This is a genomic window from Pseudomonas sp. PDM21 (genome assembly GCF_014852505.2).
Classification (GTDB): domain Bacteria; phylum Pseudomonadota; class Gammaproteobacteria; order Pseudomonadales; family Pseudomonadaceae; genus Pseudomonas.
Genome location: NZ_CM181223.1, coordinates 5,520,036 through 5,533,590, shown reverse-complemented (window position 1 = coordinate 5,533,590; position 13,555 = coordinate 5,520,036). Strand labels below are relative to the sequence as shown.

The following is a 13,555-nucleotide window of genomic DNA, read 5'->3' as shown; positions in this document are numbered from 1 at the left end:
AGCTGCAATGCGCCCCATCAAGGAGCAGGCAGCGCGCCAGTTGCGTCCGGAAGGCTCAGAGCCCGCCGGCGCCACGAAGGTCCGATCATAGCACCCGACCTGCGGCATATCCACGCAGCAACTGTAGGGGCAAAGGCCCTGCACAGCGGCTTGCGCCGGAGCGCGACGCTCACTATGCACAGACCGGGATGACGGAACGTCGTTCGAAAAGCTTCCGTTGGCGGGCCTGAGATCAGCTGGCGAACACCAGTTGCGCGGCCATGCCCAACATCATCACCGCGACCATCAGGTCCACCAGTCGCCAGGTCGCCGGCCGCGCCAGCCATGGCGCAAGCCACGCGGCGCCGAAGGCCAGGGTGAAGAACCACAGCAGCGAGGCGCTGGCCGCACCCATGGCGTAGGCGCCGGGCGCTGCCTGCTGGGCGCCGAGTGAGCCGATCAGCAGCACGGTGTCGAGGTAGACGTGGGGGTTGAGCAGGGTCACCGCCAGCGCTGCCATGAGCACGGTGCGGCGCGAGCGCGGGCCGGTTTCCTGGGCGTCGGCCATGGCTTCGGGTGCGACTGCACGACGCAGTGCCTTGAGGCCGTACCAGACCAGGAAGGTGACGCCGCCCCAACGGGCGATGGCCAGCAGCGTCGGGTTCTCGGCAAGGACCTTGGCCAGGCCGAACACCCCGGCGCTGACCAGGATGGCGTCGCACAGCACGCACAGCGCGGCCACTGACAGGTGATGCTCGCGGCGCAGGCTCTGGGCGAGGACGAAGGCGTTCTGCGCGCCGATGGCGATGATCAGGCCGGCAGCGACCAGCATGCCATTGAGGTAGCTCTGCCACATGGCTCAGGCCTCCGGATTCAGTGCGAGTGCACGGAGTGTTTCCAGCGCGCGCGGGCCGTCGGAGTGGGCGACGAACAGATGGTCGTGGTACCAGGCGGCGATTACGTTGCAACTGATCCCGGCCTTGGCCAGGGCGCCGGCCACGGCGGCGGTGAGACCGACCGCCTGCAACGCAGAGTGCACTTCCAGGGTCAGCCAGGCGGCGACGTAGTCGAAGGCCAGCTCGGCCTGCTCAGCCTCGAGGCGCGGCAGGATCAGCGTCAGCCCCTCGCTCTCGCGGAAGCTGCCCAGCGGCTGCAGGCCGATCGGGAGCTGACCGTCGGGCAGGGTGCAGAAGACGTACTCGCCGTCGTTGAGCACCGGGGTCATGTCGCGCAGCAGCGCGGCCAGGGAGGTTTCGCCAGCCATGGTGGGCAATCCATAAAGAGTGGGAATGCTGGCGATTGTCCGGCTTTGACCTGTATAAGAAAAACCAATACTGCTGATATCTCATTAGGAAAACTGATCATGTTCGACTACAAGCTGCTTGCCGCCCTGGCCGCCGTGGTGGAGCAGGGCGGTTTCGAGCGCGGCGCCCAGGTGCTAGGGCTATCGCAGTCGGCCATTTCCCAGCGCATCAAGCTGCTTGAAGCGCGGGTCGGCCAGCCGGTGCTGGTGCGCGCGGCGCGGCCGCAACCGACCGATCTCGGCCAACGCCTGCTCAACCATGTGCAGCAGGTGCGCCTGCTGGAGGGCGATCTGCAGCAGTGGGTTCCCGCACTGGATGACGGCGCGGCGCCCGAGCGCTTGCGGCTGGCTTTGAATGCCGACAGCCTGGCGACCTGGTGGGCTCATGCGGTCGGCGATTTCTGCGGCGAGCGCCACGTGCTGCTGGACCTGGTGGTCGAGGATCAGGAGGTCGGCCTCAAGCGCATGCGCGCGGGCGAGGTGGCCGGCTGTGTTTGCGCCAGTCCGCGCCCGGTGGCCGGCGGGCGCTGCGAGCCGCTGGGCGCCATGCGCTATCGCGGGCTGGCCAGCCCGGAATTCATCACCCGGCACTTCCCGAGGGGCGTGACGCCTACCGGATTGGTCCGCGCCCCGGCCATCGTTTACGGCCCGGACGATCAACTGCAGCACCGCTACCTGAAGGACCTCGGCGTCGACGGCCACTTCAGCTACCACCTGTGCCCGTCTTCCGAAGGCTTCGTGCGCATGACCAGCGGCGGCCTCGGCTGGGGCCTGGTGCCGGAGCAACAGGTGCGCGGCGAACTGGAACGCGGCGAGCTGGTGGACATGCTGCCGGGGCAGGTGATCGACGTGCCGCTTTACTGGCACCACTGGCGCAACGGCGGCGAATTGCTCGCCGCGCTGACCCGGCACCTGCTGGCGAAGGCGCCGGGGCTCATGGTGCCGATCAACCGCGAATGACGATGCTGCCGCTGCCCGGCAATTGCTCGATGCAGCGCGCGCCGAAGAGTTTCGACGGAGTGAAGTAGCCGACCGTGTTGGGGTTGGCCAGCAGGTGGCGCACCGCGAAGAGCACACCGTGGATGGTCACGTCGTAGCCGTTGGCAGTTTCCAGTCGTGCGGTGCGGCGTTCGCCACGGGCGTTGCGCACTTCGCCCCAGACCCAGGTGCGCAGTTTGCTGCGGGCCAGTTCATTGGGGCCATGGACGCGCTTGTCCACTTGCTGCTTGAGCCAGTCCTGCACGCGGTCGCGGCCCAGCAGCGGGCGGAAGCTGTCCATCACCCGCATGCCGATGGCGGCGGCCGGCGGCACCGGCAGGTAGACTTCGATGTCGCCGATGCCGGTGGAGTAGTAGGCCGTCGCCACGTCGCCCCAGGGGATGGTCACCGCGTGCTTGAGGCCACGGCCGAAGTCGATGTCGCGGCGCTTGTAGCCCAGCGGCACGTCGCGCAGACGCCCGGCCTCGCGCACCTTGCCGCCCAGCTTGAGCCCTTCCACGGTGGTCTTGGCGGTGCCCGGCGAGAGGCCGCTTCCGCTGTCGAAGCCCAGTGCCAGGTGCGCGGCGTCGGGCATGGCTTCCTTCAGGCAGGCGGCGACGCAGTCGGTGGGGATCACGTCGAAGCCGACGCCGGGGCAGATCACCACGCCCGCCGTGCGCGCCACTTCGTCGAGGCTGTGGGCGTATTCGAAGACGGAAATCTCCCCGGTGATGTCCACGTAATGCGCACCGCTGGCGACGCACGCCTCGATCATCGGCGCGGCGGTGGCGGAGAAGGGCCCGGCGCAATTGGCGACCACGCCGACATCTTCCAGCGCGGCCAGGGCGGCGGCGCTGTCGTTCAGGTCGAACACCCGGCATTCCAGGCCCAGTGAACTGCCCAGCGCATGCAGGCTGGCCGGGTTGCGGCCGCCAAGGATCGGTTGCAGGCCCTCGCGCTGCGCCTGCTCGGCCACCAGCCGGCCGGTGTAGCCGTTGGCGCCGTAGATCATCCAGTGGGGCTTGCTCATGGTGTGGCCTCTTGAGAAAACTGCGTGCCTCAAAGGGTAGTCGCAACCACCCGCTGTATGTCGCCGATCGCAAGTCGTGCAACCCTGGCGCAGCGGCGCGGTCTGCAAGGATTCGTTTCTGGCGTGCAAGGCCAGAGTAGTACGGTGCGGCGCCTGCTAGAGTCGCCGGACTATAAGAACGGGAGTGGCGTGCATGAAGATTCTGGTCACCGGAGCCAGCGGGTTCATTGGCGGGCGTTTTGCCCGTTTTGCCCTGGAACAGGGGCTGGCGGTTCGGGTGAACGGACGCCGCGAAGAGGCGCTGCAGCCGCTGGTGGCGCGCGGCGCCGAATTCATGGCCGGCGACCTGTCGGACCCGGCGCTGGTCCGTGCGCTGTGCAGCGGCGTCGACGCCGTGGTGCATTGCGCTGGCGCGGTGGGTGTGTGGGGCAGCCAGGACTATTTCCACCAGGCCAACGTGACCATGACCGAGTCGGTGGTCGAGGCCTGCCTCAAGCAGAAGGTGCGCCGGCTGGTGCACCTGTCGTCGCCGTCGATCTACTTCGACGGCCAGTCCCACGTCGGCATCAGCGAGCAGCAGGTGCCCAAGCGCTTCGCCAACCACTACGGCTCGACCAAATACCAGTCGGAACTGGTCGCCCTCGGCGCCCAGGAATTCGGCCTGGAAGTGCTGGCGCTACGCCCGCGCTTCGTCACGGGTGCCGGCGACACCAGCATCTTCCCGCGGATGATCGCCGCGCACCGCAAGGGCCGCCTGCGCATCATCGGCCAGGGTCTGAACAAGGTGGATTTCACCAGCATCCAGAACCTCAACGACGCGCTGTTCGCCAGCCTGATGGCCGGTGAGGAGGCGCTCGGCCAGGCCTACAACATCAGCAACGGCCAGCCGCTGCCGCTGTGGGACGTGGTGAACTATGTGCTGCGCCGGCTGGACATGCAGCCGGTGGAACGGCACATGCCCTACGGGCTGGCTTATAACCTGGCGTTGCTCAACGAGGGCGTGTGCAAGGTCCTGCCCGGCCGCCCGGAACCGACCCTGCATCGCCTGGGGATGGCGGTGATGGCCAAGGACTTCTCCCTGGACATCTCCCGCGCCCGCCAGTATCTCGACTACGACCCGCAGGCGAGCCTGTGGGATGCGCTGGACGAGTTCTGCGACTGGTGGCGGTTGCGCGGGGCGTAACGGCTGGCTCCTGCACCATCTGTTACCCCGCTGCGAGGGCTTGCCCTCTCCCTAACCCTCTCCCTGAAGGGAGAGGGCGGGGGGAGAGGGAAGTTCCTGGCACAGACTTTCAGAGATAGACAGTTGCTACTACGAGAGCACGTCCAAATCTAACGTGAGGGGCGGGCGCCGCCACGCAGCGGCCCGGAGTACTGCTGGTCGCCACTGCCCTGCATTGGCAGGAAGCTCGGTTCCTGCACCACGCGGGGCAGCTTTACGCCGCTCAGCTCGCTCAGGCGTTCGCCCAGCTGGCGCGTTTCTTCCCGCGTTGAGTCGGCGCAGGCGCGCAGCATGCGCTCGATGGCGTCGCTCTGCTGGTACTGGATCTCCAGTGCCTGTTCTTCACGCAGACGGCGGCGCAGTTCGCGCATGCAATCCAGGATGGCCTTGTTGAGTTCGATCACCCGACTTCCTCCCCGCGAAGGGCGCCAAAGCGGCGCCAAGTACCTGGAGCGGGAGCAAGGGGCGTGCCACGATGTCGCAAAGCCACTATTGGCGGGTCGCCTGGGGAACTGCGACCTCCGTCACGGGTCTTCTGTGCGCCGACGAGGTGCGTGACGCCCTGTGATGGCACGCTGCTCTGAGCGTCACGCGAACGGATATACTGCGCCCTGCGCAGGCAACACGCCGCTTTATCCCCACAGGTTCATTCCATGCGTAACGACACGTTCGACGAATTCGATGATGTGCCCCACCTGTCCACTGACGCCGCCGACCGCGACGAGTTCGGTCATCACCCGCGCCGCGTGGTCGAGCCCAACGGCCGTCCGCAGCCCCAGCCGGTGAAGCGTGGTGGCGGTACCGGAGCGCTGTGGGCGCTGGTCGCGGCCATGGCCATCGCCCTGGCCGGCGTAGGCTGGTGGAGCCACCAGCAACTGCTGCTGATGGAGCAGCAACTGATCGCCACCCAGGAAAGCTTCGCCAAGATCAGCGAGGAAGCCGCCGGTCGCCTGGATGACATCCGCGGCAAGTTCGTCGCCAACGAATCCAACGGCATGACCGACCGCGAGGCGCTGAAGCTGCAGGTCAAGCAGCTGCAGGGTCGCCTGGCCGAGCAGGCCAAGGCGCAGCAGGCGTCCCTGTCGGAGTTTGACGGCGCCCAGGGCAAACGCCTGGCGCAGGTCAGCGCCGACCTCAAGTCCCAGCAGGAAAGCGCCGCGCTGCTGATGCAGCAGCTCGACGTCAAGCTCAAGTCCATCACTGATGAACAGGCCAAGCTGAAGAACGTGCAGGCTGATCTGACCGCCGCCAACCAGCAGATCCAGGCGCTGAACACCGAGATCGCCAACCTGAAGAAGCAGGGCAATCAGAGCCAGGCGATCAAGAGCCTCCAGGACGACCTGATGCTGCTGCGCGCCGAGGTCGATGGCCGTCAGGGCCAGGCCAGCAGCGATACCAAGGAGTTCGACGTGTTCCGCATCCAGGTGATGCGCAACATCAACACCCTGCAGCAGCAGATGCAGAACCTGCAGCAGCAGATCAGCACCCGCTGATTGTCCTGCCGATGAAAAGCCCCCGTGCCGACAGGTCCGGGGGCTTTTTTCTGGCCATCCCTCTTTGGGGGTAGTCACGGCAATTCTTGTCTTGAATCAGTTTCAGGGCCGGCTTCGAGGCGAATAATCGCTAACAAATGAGAGTCATTCCGATTCTCTCCTTGTTCGATCATTCGCCCCGGAGGCTTCCCATGCACGATCTTCAAGCGCAACGCCGGTACCGCATTGCCGGTTACCGGCCCGGGATCGGCGCCGCCTTCCGCCAGCGGCTGTTCTCCATGGGGCTATTGCCTGGCGCCGAATTGCAGGTGCGCCGCGTAGCGCCGCTGGGCGATCCGGTGCAGGTGGATACCCGCCAGTGCAGCCTGGTGCTGCGCCGCCGCGACCTGGCGTTCCTCCAGCTCGAAGCGCAGGACTGATCCAGCATGGACGAACTGCGCATCGGCCTGATCGGCAATCCCAACGCGGGCAAGACCACCCTGTTCAACCAGCTCACCGGCTCGCGCCAGCGCGTTGGCAACTGGGCTGGCGTCACCGTGGAGCGCAAGGAAGGCAGCTTCCGCACCGCGCGCCACAGCGTGCGCCTGGTGGATCTGCCCGGTACCTATTCGCTGACCACGTTGTCGACCCAGGCTTCGCTGGACGAGCAGATCGCCCGGCGCTGCATTGTCGATGGCGAAGTGGACGTGCTGGTCAACGTGGTGGACGCCACCAACCTGGAACGCAACCTCTACCTCACTGTTCAACTACGCGAGATGGGCTTGCCCTGCGTGGTGGCGCTGAACATGCTCGACATCGCCCGCACCCAGGGCCTGAACATCGACCGCGAGGCGCTGGCGCAGGAACTGGGTTGCCCGGTGGTGCCGCTGGTCTCGACCCGTGGCGAAGGCATCGACGCGCTGAAGGATGCCATCGATAGCGTGACGGCACAGCCGCCGCTGCAGGTGCCGTACCCTGCCGCACTGCGCAATGCCGTCATCCAGCTGCTGCCCGCTGACGCACCACCGGCCCAGGCCTGGATGGCCCTGCTGGCGCTGGAAGGCGATCTGCACAGCGCCCGTCAGCTCAAGCTCGATCCGGCGAGCCTGCTGGCCGCCCGCGATGCGATCCGCTGCGCCTGCGGCGAAGACCCGGAACTGCTGCTGGTGGACGCGCGCTACCGGCTGATCGGCGAACTCTGCGAGCGCGCCAGCAACCACCGCCAGGCCGCGCCGCATCGCCTGACCCAACTGCTGGACAGCGTCGCGCTGAATCGCTGGCTGGGCATTCCGGTGTTCCTCTTCGTGATGTACCTGATGTTCTTCTTCGCCATCACCCTGGGCGGTGCGCTGCAGCCGATCTTCGACCAGGGATCCTCGGCACTCTTCATCGACGGTATCCAGTGGCTGGGTGCGCGCACGGGGGCGCCGGACTGGCTGACCGCGCTGCTGGCCCAGGGGCTGGGCGGTGGCATCAACGCGGTGCTGCCGCTGATCCCGCAGATCGGCCTGATGTACCTGTTCCTCGCCCTGCTGGAGGACTCCGGCTACATGGCCCGCGCAGCCTTCGTCATGGACCGCCTGATGCAGGCCCTCGGCCTGCCGGGAAAATCCTTCGTGCCGCTGATCGTCGGCTTCGGCTGCAACGTGCCATCGATCATGGGCACCCGTACCCTGGACAACCCGCGCGAGCGCCTGATGACTTCGATGATGGCGCCGTTCATGTCCTGCGGTGCGCGGCTGGCGATCTTCGCCGTGTTCGCCGCAGCCTTCTTCGGCCAGAACGGCGCGCTGGCGATCTTCTCGCTGTACCTGCTGGGCATAGTCGTCGCGGTGCTCACCGGCCTGCTGCTCAAGCACACGCTGATGCGTGGTGAGGCCTCGCCCTTCGTCATGGAGCTGCCGCTGTACCACGTGCCGCACCTGCGCAGCCTGCTGCTGCAGACCTGGATGCGCCTGCGCGCCTTCGTGGTTCGCGCGGGGACCGTGATCATCCTGGTCAGCCTGGTGATCGGCGGCCTCAACAGCGTCACCCTCGACGGCCGCCCGGTGCAGGGCGACATCGCCGACTCGGCGCTGGCCAGCCTCAGCCACAAGGTCACGCCGCTGCTCAAACCCATGGGCGTACACGAGGACAACTGGCAAGCCACGGTCGGCCTGGTCACCGGCGCGCTGGCCAAGGAAGTGGTGGTCGGTACCCTGAACACCCTGTACACCGCCGAGCACATCCAGGGCGAAGCCTTCGATGCCGACGGCTATGACCTCTGGGGCCAGCTCAAGCAGGCCGGCGCGGATACCCTGGATGGCCTGCGCGACTCGTTCAGCCTCAGCGTGCTGGCCAACCCGGTGGCCGCGAGCATGGCCGACGGCGAGATGGAGGAGGGCTCCATGGGCACCTTCGCCGCCAAGTTCGGCAGCCCCTTGGCCGCCTATGCCTACCTGGTGTTCGTGCTGCTCTACGTACCCTGCGTGGCGACCCTCGGCGCGCTGACCCGCGAGAGCGGTCGCGGCTGGATGACCTTTGCGGTGTTCTGGGGCCTCAACGTCGCCTACTCGCTGGCGACCCTCTGCTACCAGGTCTTCAGCTTCGCCCAGCATCCGCAGTACAGCGCGGTGGCCATCGGCCTGGTGCTGGCGTTCAACCTGGTGCTGTTCCTGATCCTGCGCTGGGTTGGCCGGCGCGGCCTGGAGCTGGACGGCGAGCGCGACCTGCGCCCGGCCCCGGCGGGGAGCTGCCACTGATGGCCACGGCAATCGCGGTGCGCAACCTGCTCGGCGAGATGGGCGAGGCCGATGTGCCGACCTTGGCCCAGCGTCTCGGCGCCTCCAGGGCTCTGCTCGAAGCGCTGCTGGAGCGGCTGCTGGCGATGGGCGTGGTGGAAAAGATCACGCCCGAGCCGGCGGCCTGCGGGAGTTGCAAGGGCTGCGCGGAGGCGACGCGATGTGCGACCACGGGGTATCGGTTGGCTGGTCGCAATGAGGCCACGCCCCTGCGCTGGATCACCACCTGAACCCGGCTCGCAGGGTGGGTGGAGCCTAAGCGATACCCATGCTCTCGGTGCCACGGATCGATGGGTATCGCTGCGCTCCACGCCATCCTACAGGTACCGGTAACTCTGGGTGCCCATTGCAGGAGCGGCTGCGAATTTTCAGGACAACAAAAAAGGGCGCCTTCGCATGAAGGCGCCCTTTTCATTGGCGCAGGAACCCGCCGTTACAGGCGCGGGTAGTCCAGGTAGCCGACCGGGCCCTTGCCGTAGAAGGTTTCCGGGTGCGGCTCGTTCCAGGCGGCGCCTTTTTCCAGGCGGGTCACCAGGTCCGGGTTGGCGATGAACGGGATGCCGAAGGCCACAGCGTCAGCCTTGCCGCTTGCCAGCCACTCGTTGGCGCTGTCCTTGGTGAAGCGCTCGTTGGCGATGTACACGCCACCGAAGATCTCCTTCAGTTTCGGGCCGATGCTGTCGTCGCCGGCCCTCTCGCGGGTGCAGATGAACGCCACGCCGCGCTTGCCCAGCTCGCGGGCGACGTAGCCGAAGGTGGCCAGCGGATCGGCGTCGCCCATGTCGTGGGAGTCCATGCGCGGAGCCAGGTGCACGCCGACGCGGCCGGCACCCCAGACGCCGATCACGGCATCGGTGACTTCCAGCAGCAGGCGGGCACGGTTCTCCACCGAGCCGCCGTACTGGTCGGTGCGCTGGTTGGTGCTGCTCTGCAGGAACTGGTCGAGCAGGTAGCCGTTGGCGCCGTGGACTTCCACGCCATCGAAACCGGCGGCCTTGGCGTTCTCGGCACCGACGCGGTAGGCCTCGACGATGTCGGCGATCTCTTCGGTTTCCAGGGCGCGCGGGGTGACGAATTCCTTGATCGGGCGCACCAGGCTGACGTGGCCGGCCGGCTTGAGGGCGCTCGGCGCTACCGGCAGTTCACCGTTCAGGTACAGCGGGTCGGAGACGCGGCCCACGTGCCACAGCTGCAGCATGATGCGACCGCCGTTGGCGTGTACGGCCTTGGTGATGTTGGTCCAGCCGCGGACCTGGTCGTCGGACCAGATGCCGGGGGTGTCCGGGTAGCCCACGCCCATCGGGGTCACCGAGGTGGCCTCGCTGAGGATAAGGCCGGCGTCGGCGCGCTGGACGTAGTACTCGGCCATCAGTGCGTTGGGCACGCGGCCTTCGTCGGCGCGGCAGCGGGTCAGCGGGGCCATGACGATGCGGTTGGGCAGTTCCAGGTCACCGATGACGATGGGGTCGAAAAGCGTGGTCATTGCGTTACTCCGGGGCGTGAGGGTGGAGGATCAGTCGAGGACGGGTTGGGTCTGGTTGGGCTTGCCGCTGAACGCGATCATCACCGCGATCAGCGCGAGTACGGAGAGCACGGCGCCGGCCAGGGGCACGCGGGTCAGGCCCAGGCCGTGGTCGATGACGCTGCCGCCGACCCAGGCGCCGATGGCGTTGCCGACGTTGAAGGCGCCGATGTTCAGGGTGGCGACGAGGTTCGGCGCGGCGCCGCCGACGCGCACCACGTTGACCTGCAGGGCGGGCACCGCGGCGAAGGCAGCGGCGGCCCAGATGAACAGGGTGATTTCGGCCGGGATCAGCGAGGCGCTGGTCCAGCTCAGGACGGTGGAGACCACCGCCATGGTGGCGAACACGCCGGCCAGGGTGGTGCCCAGGCGCCAGTCAGCCAGACGGCCGCCGAGGATGTTGCCCAGGGTCAGGCCGAGGCCGATCAGTACCAGGCTCCAGGTAATGCCGTGCGGCGAAACCCGGGTGACTTCGCCCAGCAGCGGCGCGACGTAGGTGAACAGCGCGAAGACGGCGGCGGAGAACAGCACGGTGGTGCCCAGCGCCAGCCACAGCGGGCCGTTGCGCAGCGCAGCGACTTCTTTGCGCATGTCCACGGCTTCTTCATCGTGTTTCTTCGGCAGCACGCTCCACAGGCCGATCAGCGCGAACACACCGATCAAGGTCACCGCCCAGAAGGGCGAGCGCCAGCCGGCGATCTGGCCCAGCGCGGTGCCGGCCGGTACGCCGAGCACGTTGGCCAGGGTCAGGCCGGTGAACATCAGAGCCACGGCGGAAGCCTTGCGGTTGGCCGGCACCAGGCTGGCGGCGACCACCGAGCCGATGCCGAAGAAGGCGCCGTGACACAGGGCGGTAATGATCCGCGCCAGCATCAGCAGGCCGTAGTTGGCGGCCACCGCGCAGAGCAGGTTGCCGAGGATGAAGATGCCCATGAGCATCAGCAGCGCGGTCTTGCGCGGCAGACGGGCGGTGAGCAGGGCCATGATCGGCGCGCCGATGGCGACGCTGAAGGCGTAGCCGCTGACCAGCCAGCCGGCGGCGGGAATGGTCACCGAGAGGTCGCCCGCAACCTCGGGCAGCAGGCCCATGATCACGAATTCCGTGGTGCCGATGGCAAACGCGGACAAAGCGAGGACGAGAAGCGAAGTGGGCATTTGCCTGCTCCTGGAGAGTGGGATTGTCTTGGCTGGCAGTAGCCGGGTTACAGCGCTTCGCTCAGGTGGCGAACAAAGGCCTGGATGGTTTCCTCATTACGTTTGAAGAAATTCCACTGGCCGACTTTTCGACTGGTCACCAGGCCCGCGCGCTGGAGGGTGGCCAGATGCGCGGAAACGGTGGATTGCGACAGACCGGTGCGCTGGTCGAACTTGCCGGCGCAGACGCCGATCTCGAAGGATTGGTGCTCCTGCTCGACGAAGAACTGCTCAGGGTCCTTGAGCCAGTGCAGCATGTCGCGCCGCACCGGGTGGGCCAGGGCCTTGAAGATTTCGTCGAGGTCGATGCCAGGATCGAGAGTGGGTTGTTCAGTCATGGGGCACATCGGTATATCGCGTTGGGACGAACTATATATCGGTCAAAAGCGATATGAATTCGTTTGGGGCGATAGTAATGATCGACACCCGTGATAGTAGCCGCTGACCACCCGCGCTACTCTCTGCCCATGAACTACCTCGCGCACCTTCATCTGGGCGGCGACCGGCCCGCCCAACTGCTCGGCAGCCTCTATGGCGACTTCGTCAAGGGACCGCTGGCCGGCCAGTGGCCCGCCGAGATCGAGGCGGGCATCCGCCTGCACCGGCGCATCGACGCCTTCACCGACAGTCACGCCTTGATACACAGTGCCAAGACGCGCTTCCCCAGCGAGCGCCGGCGCATGGCCGGCGTGCTTCTGGACGTGTTCTTCGACCATTGCCTGGCCCGCGACTGGGGGCGTTTCTCCGGCGAGCCGCTGGAGCACTTCACCCAACGGGTCTACGGTGTACTGGGCCGTACGCCTGGCCTGCCGGAGCGTCTGGCGCGCATTGCACCGCGCATGGCCGCGCAGGACTGGCTCGGCAGCTATCGGGAGTTCGAGGTGCTGCAGGACGTGGTCGTCGGGATGTCCCGACGCCTGTCCAGGCCGTCTTTGCTGGATGGCGCCTGGGATGAGCTGGATCGCCTGTATGAGCCTTTGAGCAGCGATTTCCGTGAGTTCTATCCCCAATTGCAGGCCTTCGTCAGAAATCTGCCGAATACGATGGACGGTCCGGCCTGACTTGATATGCGTCAACCGCCCGACGGCCCATAGCGTGTGCAATAGACACATCTGAAGGACGACGAGAGGAGCAGCATGATGAAGTCGTTAATGGTCGCAACGGATCTGTCCGGCCGTTCCGAAAAGGCTTTGCACCGTGCGGCAGCGCTGGCCAAGCGCTACGCCTGCCCCTGGACCGTGCTCTACGTGGTCGATGAAGACCAGCCTTCGGCGCTGGTCGAACAGGAAGTCACCCAGGTGCGCCTGATGCTTGAAGCGCGGCTGGTGGAGCTCACCGAGCTGGGCGGCACCTGCCCGAAACTGCTGGTGGAGCGCGGTGATCCGAATCAGCAGATCCTCGCCGCAGCGAAGCAGCAGGACTGCGAGATGCTGGTGATGGGCGCGCACCGCAAGAGCGTGCTGCGCGACATCTTCGTCGGCACCACGGTCGAGCGAGTGCTGCGCGCCGGGCAACTGCCGGTGCTGGTGGTCAACCAGCCGGCCGGCGGCCAGTACCGCGACCTGTTGATCGCCCTCGATACCTCGCCGGCCTCGGCCCATGCGGTGGAAGTGGCCGATGAACTGGGCCTGCTCGAAGGCGCCGTGCGCCGGGGCGTCTATGCCTTCAGCCCGCTGGCCAAGGGCATGATGCAGTACTCCGGGGTGAGCGAGGAGCGCATCGACGAATTCGTCGGCAGCGAATCCCGCCAGGCGGTGGACGAGCTGAAGAAGTTCCTCCACGAGCGCCATCTGGAAGAACGCATCGACGAACAACTGGTGGCCGTCGGGCTGCCGGGCAACGTGTTGCAGCGGATGGTCGACAAGCATCGGCCCGATCTGCTGGTCATGGGTACTCGGGGTATGGGTGGGATCAAGCGTGCCCTGATCGGCAGTGTTGCCGACTACGCTCTGCGCGAACTGGATTGTGACATCCTGGTCGTGCCGCCGGAGGCTTGAGCCTCCGGCGCCTGGAGACTGTTTTCAGGTTGCGTCGGGCGGCTCGAGGGTGCCGCCCGGCGTAGTTTGAAAGCCGTT

15 protein-coding genes are annotated in these 13,555 nt (G+C 66.6%); 8 read left to right on the top strand and 7 right to left on the bottom strand.

Going from position 1 to position 13,555, the window contains the following annotated elements; all coding sequences use genetic code 11:
• Positions 1–232 precede the first annotated feature (232 nt).
• Positions 233–835: a LysE/ArgO family amino acid transporter gene (locus IB275_RS25555; protein ID WP_192292310.1), complete on the bottom strand. Its 603-nt coding sequence runs from the start codon at positions 833–835 to the stop codon at positions 233–235.
• Between the two features lie 3 nt (positions 836–838).
• Positions 839–1,243 carry an ACT domain-containing protein gene (locus IB275_RS25550; protein ID WP_192292307.1) on the bottom strand — a complete coding sequence of 135 codons (405 nt, stop codon included), beginning with the start codon at positions 1,241–1,243 and terminating at the stop codon, positions 839–841.
• 93 nt (positions 1,244–1,336) lie between these two features.
• Between IB275_RS25550 and IB275_RS25545 the strand changes: the two genes are divergently transcribed.
• Complete coding sequence (locus IB275_RS25545; protein ID WP_192292563.1) at positions 1,337–2,242, top strand: LysR family transcriptional regulator ArgP; 906 nt, start codon at positions 1,337–1,339, stop codon at positions 2,240–2,242.
• Here IB275_RS25545 and IB275_RS25540 read toward each other — a convergent pair.
• Positions 2,229–3,290 (bottom strand): saccharopine dehydrogenase family protein, encoded by a 1,062-nt coding sequence (locus IB275_RS25540; protein ID WP_192292304.1) that lies wholly within the window; start codon positions 3,288–3,290, stop codon positions 2,229–2,231. The two genes, IB275_RS25545 and IB275_RS25540, sit on opposite strands and share 14 nt — an antisense overlap.
• 193 nt (positions 3,291–3,483) lie before the next feature.
• Here IB275_RS25540 and IB275_RS25535 point away from each other — a divergent pair, with 193 nt between their 5' ends.
• Positions 3,484–4,473: an NAD-dependent epimerase/dehydratase family protein gene (locus IB275_RS25535; RefSeq protein ID WP_192292301.1), complete on the top strand. Its 990-nt coding sequence runs from the start codon at positions 3,484–3,486 to the stop codon at positions 4,471–4,473.
• 149 nt (positions 4,474–4,622) lie between these two features.
• Here IB275_RS25535 and IB275_RS25530 read toward each other — a convergent pair whose 3' ends face one another.
• Positions 4,623–4,913: a hypothetical protein gene (locus tag IB275_RS25530; RefSeq protein ID WP_285887111.1), complete on the bottom strand. Its 291-nt coding sequence runs from the start codon at positions 4,911–4,913 to the stop codon at positions 4,623–4,625.
• 252 nt (positions 4,914–5,165) lie between these two features.
• On the opposite strand from IB275_RS25530, the gene IB275_RS25525 reads away from it, so the two are divergent.
• The 4 genes from IB275_RS25525 (at position 5,166) to IB275_RS25510 (ending at position 8,994) form a co-directional block, all read left to right on the top strand.
• Positions 5,166–6,005, top strand: coding sequence for a kinetochore Spc7 family protein (locus tag IB275_RS25525; RefSeq protein WP_192292295.1), 840 nt, complete (start codon positions 5,166–5,168; stop codon positions 6,003–6,005).
• Positions 6,006–6,196: 191 nt separating this feature from the next.
• On the top strand, positions 6,197–6,424 hold the full coding sequence (feoA, locus tag IB275_RS25520) for a ferrous iron transporter A (RefSeq protein WP_081516367.1): 228 nt from the start codon (positions 6,197–6,199) through the stop codon (positions 6,422–6,424).
• A gap of 6 nt (positions 6,425–6,430) precedes the next feature.
• Entirely contained in the window at positions 6,431–8,725 is a 2,295-nt protein-coding gene (gene feoB, locus IB275_RS25515) for a Fe(2+) transporter permease subunit FeoB (RefSeq protein ID WP_192292292.1), read from the top strand.
• A complete protein-coding gene (locus tag IB275_RS25510; RefSeq protein ID WP_192292290.1) occupies positions 8,725–8,994 on the top strand; it encodes a FeoC-like transcriptional regulator in 270 nt (89 codons plus the stop codon). The genes feoB and IB275_RS25510 overlap by 1 nt, the downstream gene beginning before the upstream one ends.
• Positions 8,995–9,197: 203 nt before the next feature.
• Here the strand turns inward: IB275_RS25510 and IB275_RS25505 are convergent, their stop codons facing one another.
• The 3 genes from IB275_RS25505 to IB275_RS25495 are packed head-to-tail and all read right to left on the bottom strand — an operon-like array spanning position 9,198 to position 11,818.
• Positions 9,198–10,247 (bottom strand): alkene reductase, encoded by a 1,050-nt coding sequence (locus IB275_RS25505; RefSeq protein WP_192292287.1) that lies wholly within the window; start codon positions 10,245–10,247, stop codon positions 9,198–9,200.
• A 30-nt stretch (positions 10,248–10,277) separates the two neighbouring features.
• Positions 10,278–11,441, bottom strand: a complete 1,164-nt coding sequence (locus tag IB275_RS25500; protein ID WP_138215929.1) for an MFS transporter — start codon at positions 11,439–11,441, stop codon at positions 10,278–10,280.
• A 47-nt stretch (positions 11,442–11,488) separates the two neighbouring features.
• Positions 11,489–11,818, bottom strand: a complete 330-nt coding sequence (locus IB275_RS25495; protein ID WP_192292284.1) for an ArsR/SmtB family transcription factor — start codon at positions 11,816–11,818, stop codon at positions 11,489–11,491.
• A gap of 129 nt (positions 11,819–11,947) precedes the next feature.
• Here IB275_RS25495 and IB275_RS25490 point away from each other — a divergent pair, with 129 nt between their 5' ends.
• Both IB275_RS25490 and IB275_RS25485 read left to right on the top strand, forming a co-directional pair.
• The gene (locus IB275_RS25490) at positions 11,948–12,541 is read left to right on the top strand and encodes an acyl carrier protein phosphodiesterase (RefSeq protein WP_192292560.1); all 594 of its coding nucleotides are present in this window, start codon (positions 11,948–11,950) and stop codon (positions 12,539–12,541) included.
• A gap of 75 nt (positions 12,542–12,616) precedes the next feature.
• Positions 12,617–13,477 (top strand): universal stress protein, encoded by an 861-nt coding sequence (locus tag IB275_RS25485; RefSeq protein ID WP_225601570.1) that lies wholly within the window; start codon positions 12,617–12,619, stop codon positions 13,475–13,477.
• Positions 13,478–13,555: the final 78 nt, after the last annotated feature.

Coding starts and splice junctions, on each gene's coding strand:
- IB275_RS25555 (WP_192292310.1), bottom strand. CDS start 835: ATGTGGCAGAGCTACCTCAATGGCATGCTGGTCGCTGCCGGCCTGATC.
- IB275_RS25550 (WP_192292307.1), bottom strand. CDS start 1,243: ATGGCTGGCGAAACCTCCCTGGCCGCGCTGCTGCGCGACATGACCCCG.
- IB275_RS25540 (WP_192292304.1), bottom strand. CDS start 3,290: ATGAGCAAGCCCCACTGGATGATCTACGGCGCCAACGGCTACACCGGC.
- IB275_RS25535 (WP_192292301.1), top strand. CDS start 3,484: ATGAAGATTCTGGTCACCGGAGCCAGCGGGTTCATTGGCGGGCGTTTT.
- IB275_RS25525 (WP_192292295.1), top strand. CDS start 5,166: ATGCGTAACGACACGTTCGACGAATTCGATGATGTGCCCCACCTGTCC.
- feoA (WP_081516367.1), top strand. CDS start 6,197: ATGCACGATCTTCAAGCGCAACGCCGGTACCGCATTGCCGGTTACCGG.
- feoB (WP_192292292.1), top strand. CDS start 6,431: ATGGACGAACTGCGCATCGGCCTGATCGGCAATCCCAACGCGGGCAAG.
- IB275_RS25510 (WP_192292290.1), top strand. CDS start 8,725: ATGGCCACGGCAATCGCGGTGCGCAACCTGCTCGGCGAGATGGGCGAG.
- IB275_RS25505 (WP_192292287.1), bottom strand. CDS start 10,247: ATGACCACGCTTTTCGACCCCATCGTCATCGGTGACCTGGAACTGCCC.
- IB275_RS25500 (WP_138215929.1), bottom strand. CDS start 11,441: ATGCCCACTTCGCTTCTCGTCCTCGCTTTGTCCGCGTTTGCCATCGGC.
- IB275_RS25495 (WP_192292284.1), bottom strand. CDS start 11,818: ATGACTGAACAACCCACTCTCGATCCTGGCATCGACCTCGACGAAATC.
- IB275_RS25490 (WP_192292560.1), top strand. CDS start 11,948: ATGAACTACCTCGCGCACCTTCATCTGGGCGGCGACCGGCCCGCCCAA.
- IB275_RS25485 (WP_225601570.1), top strand. CDS start 12,617: ATGATGAAGTCGTTAATGGTCGCAACGGATCTGTCCGGCCGTTCCGAA.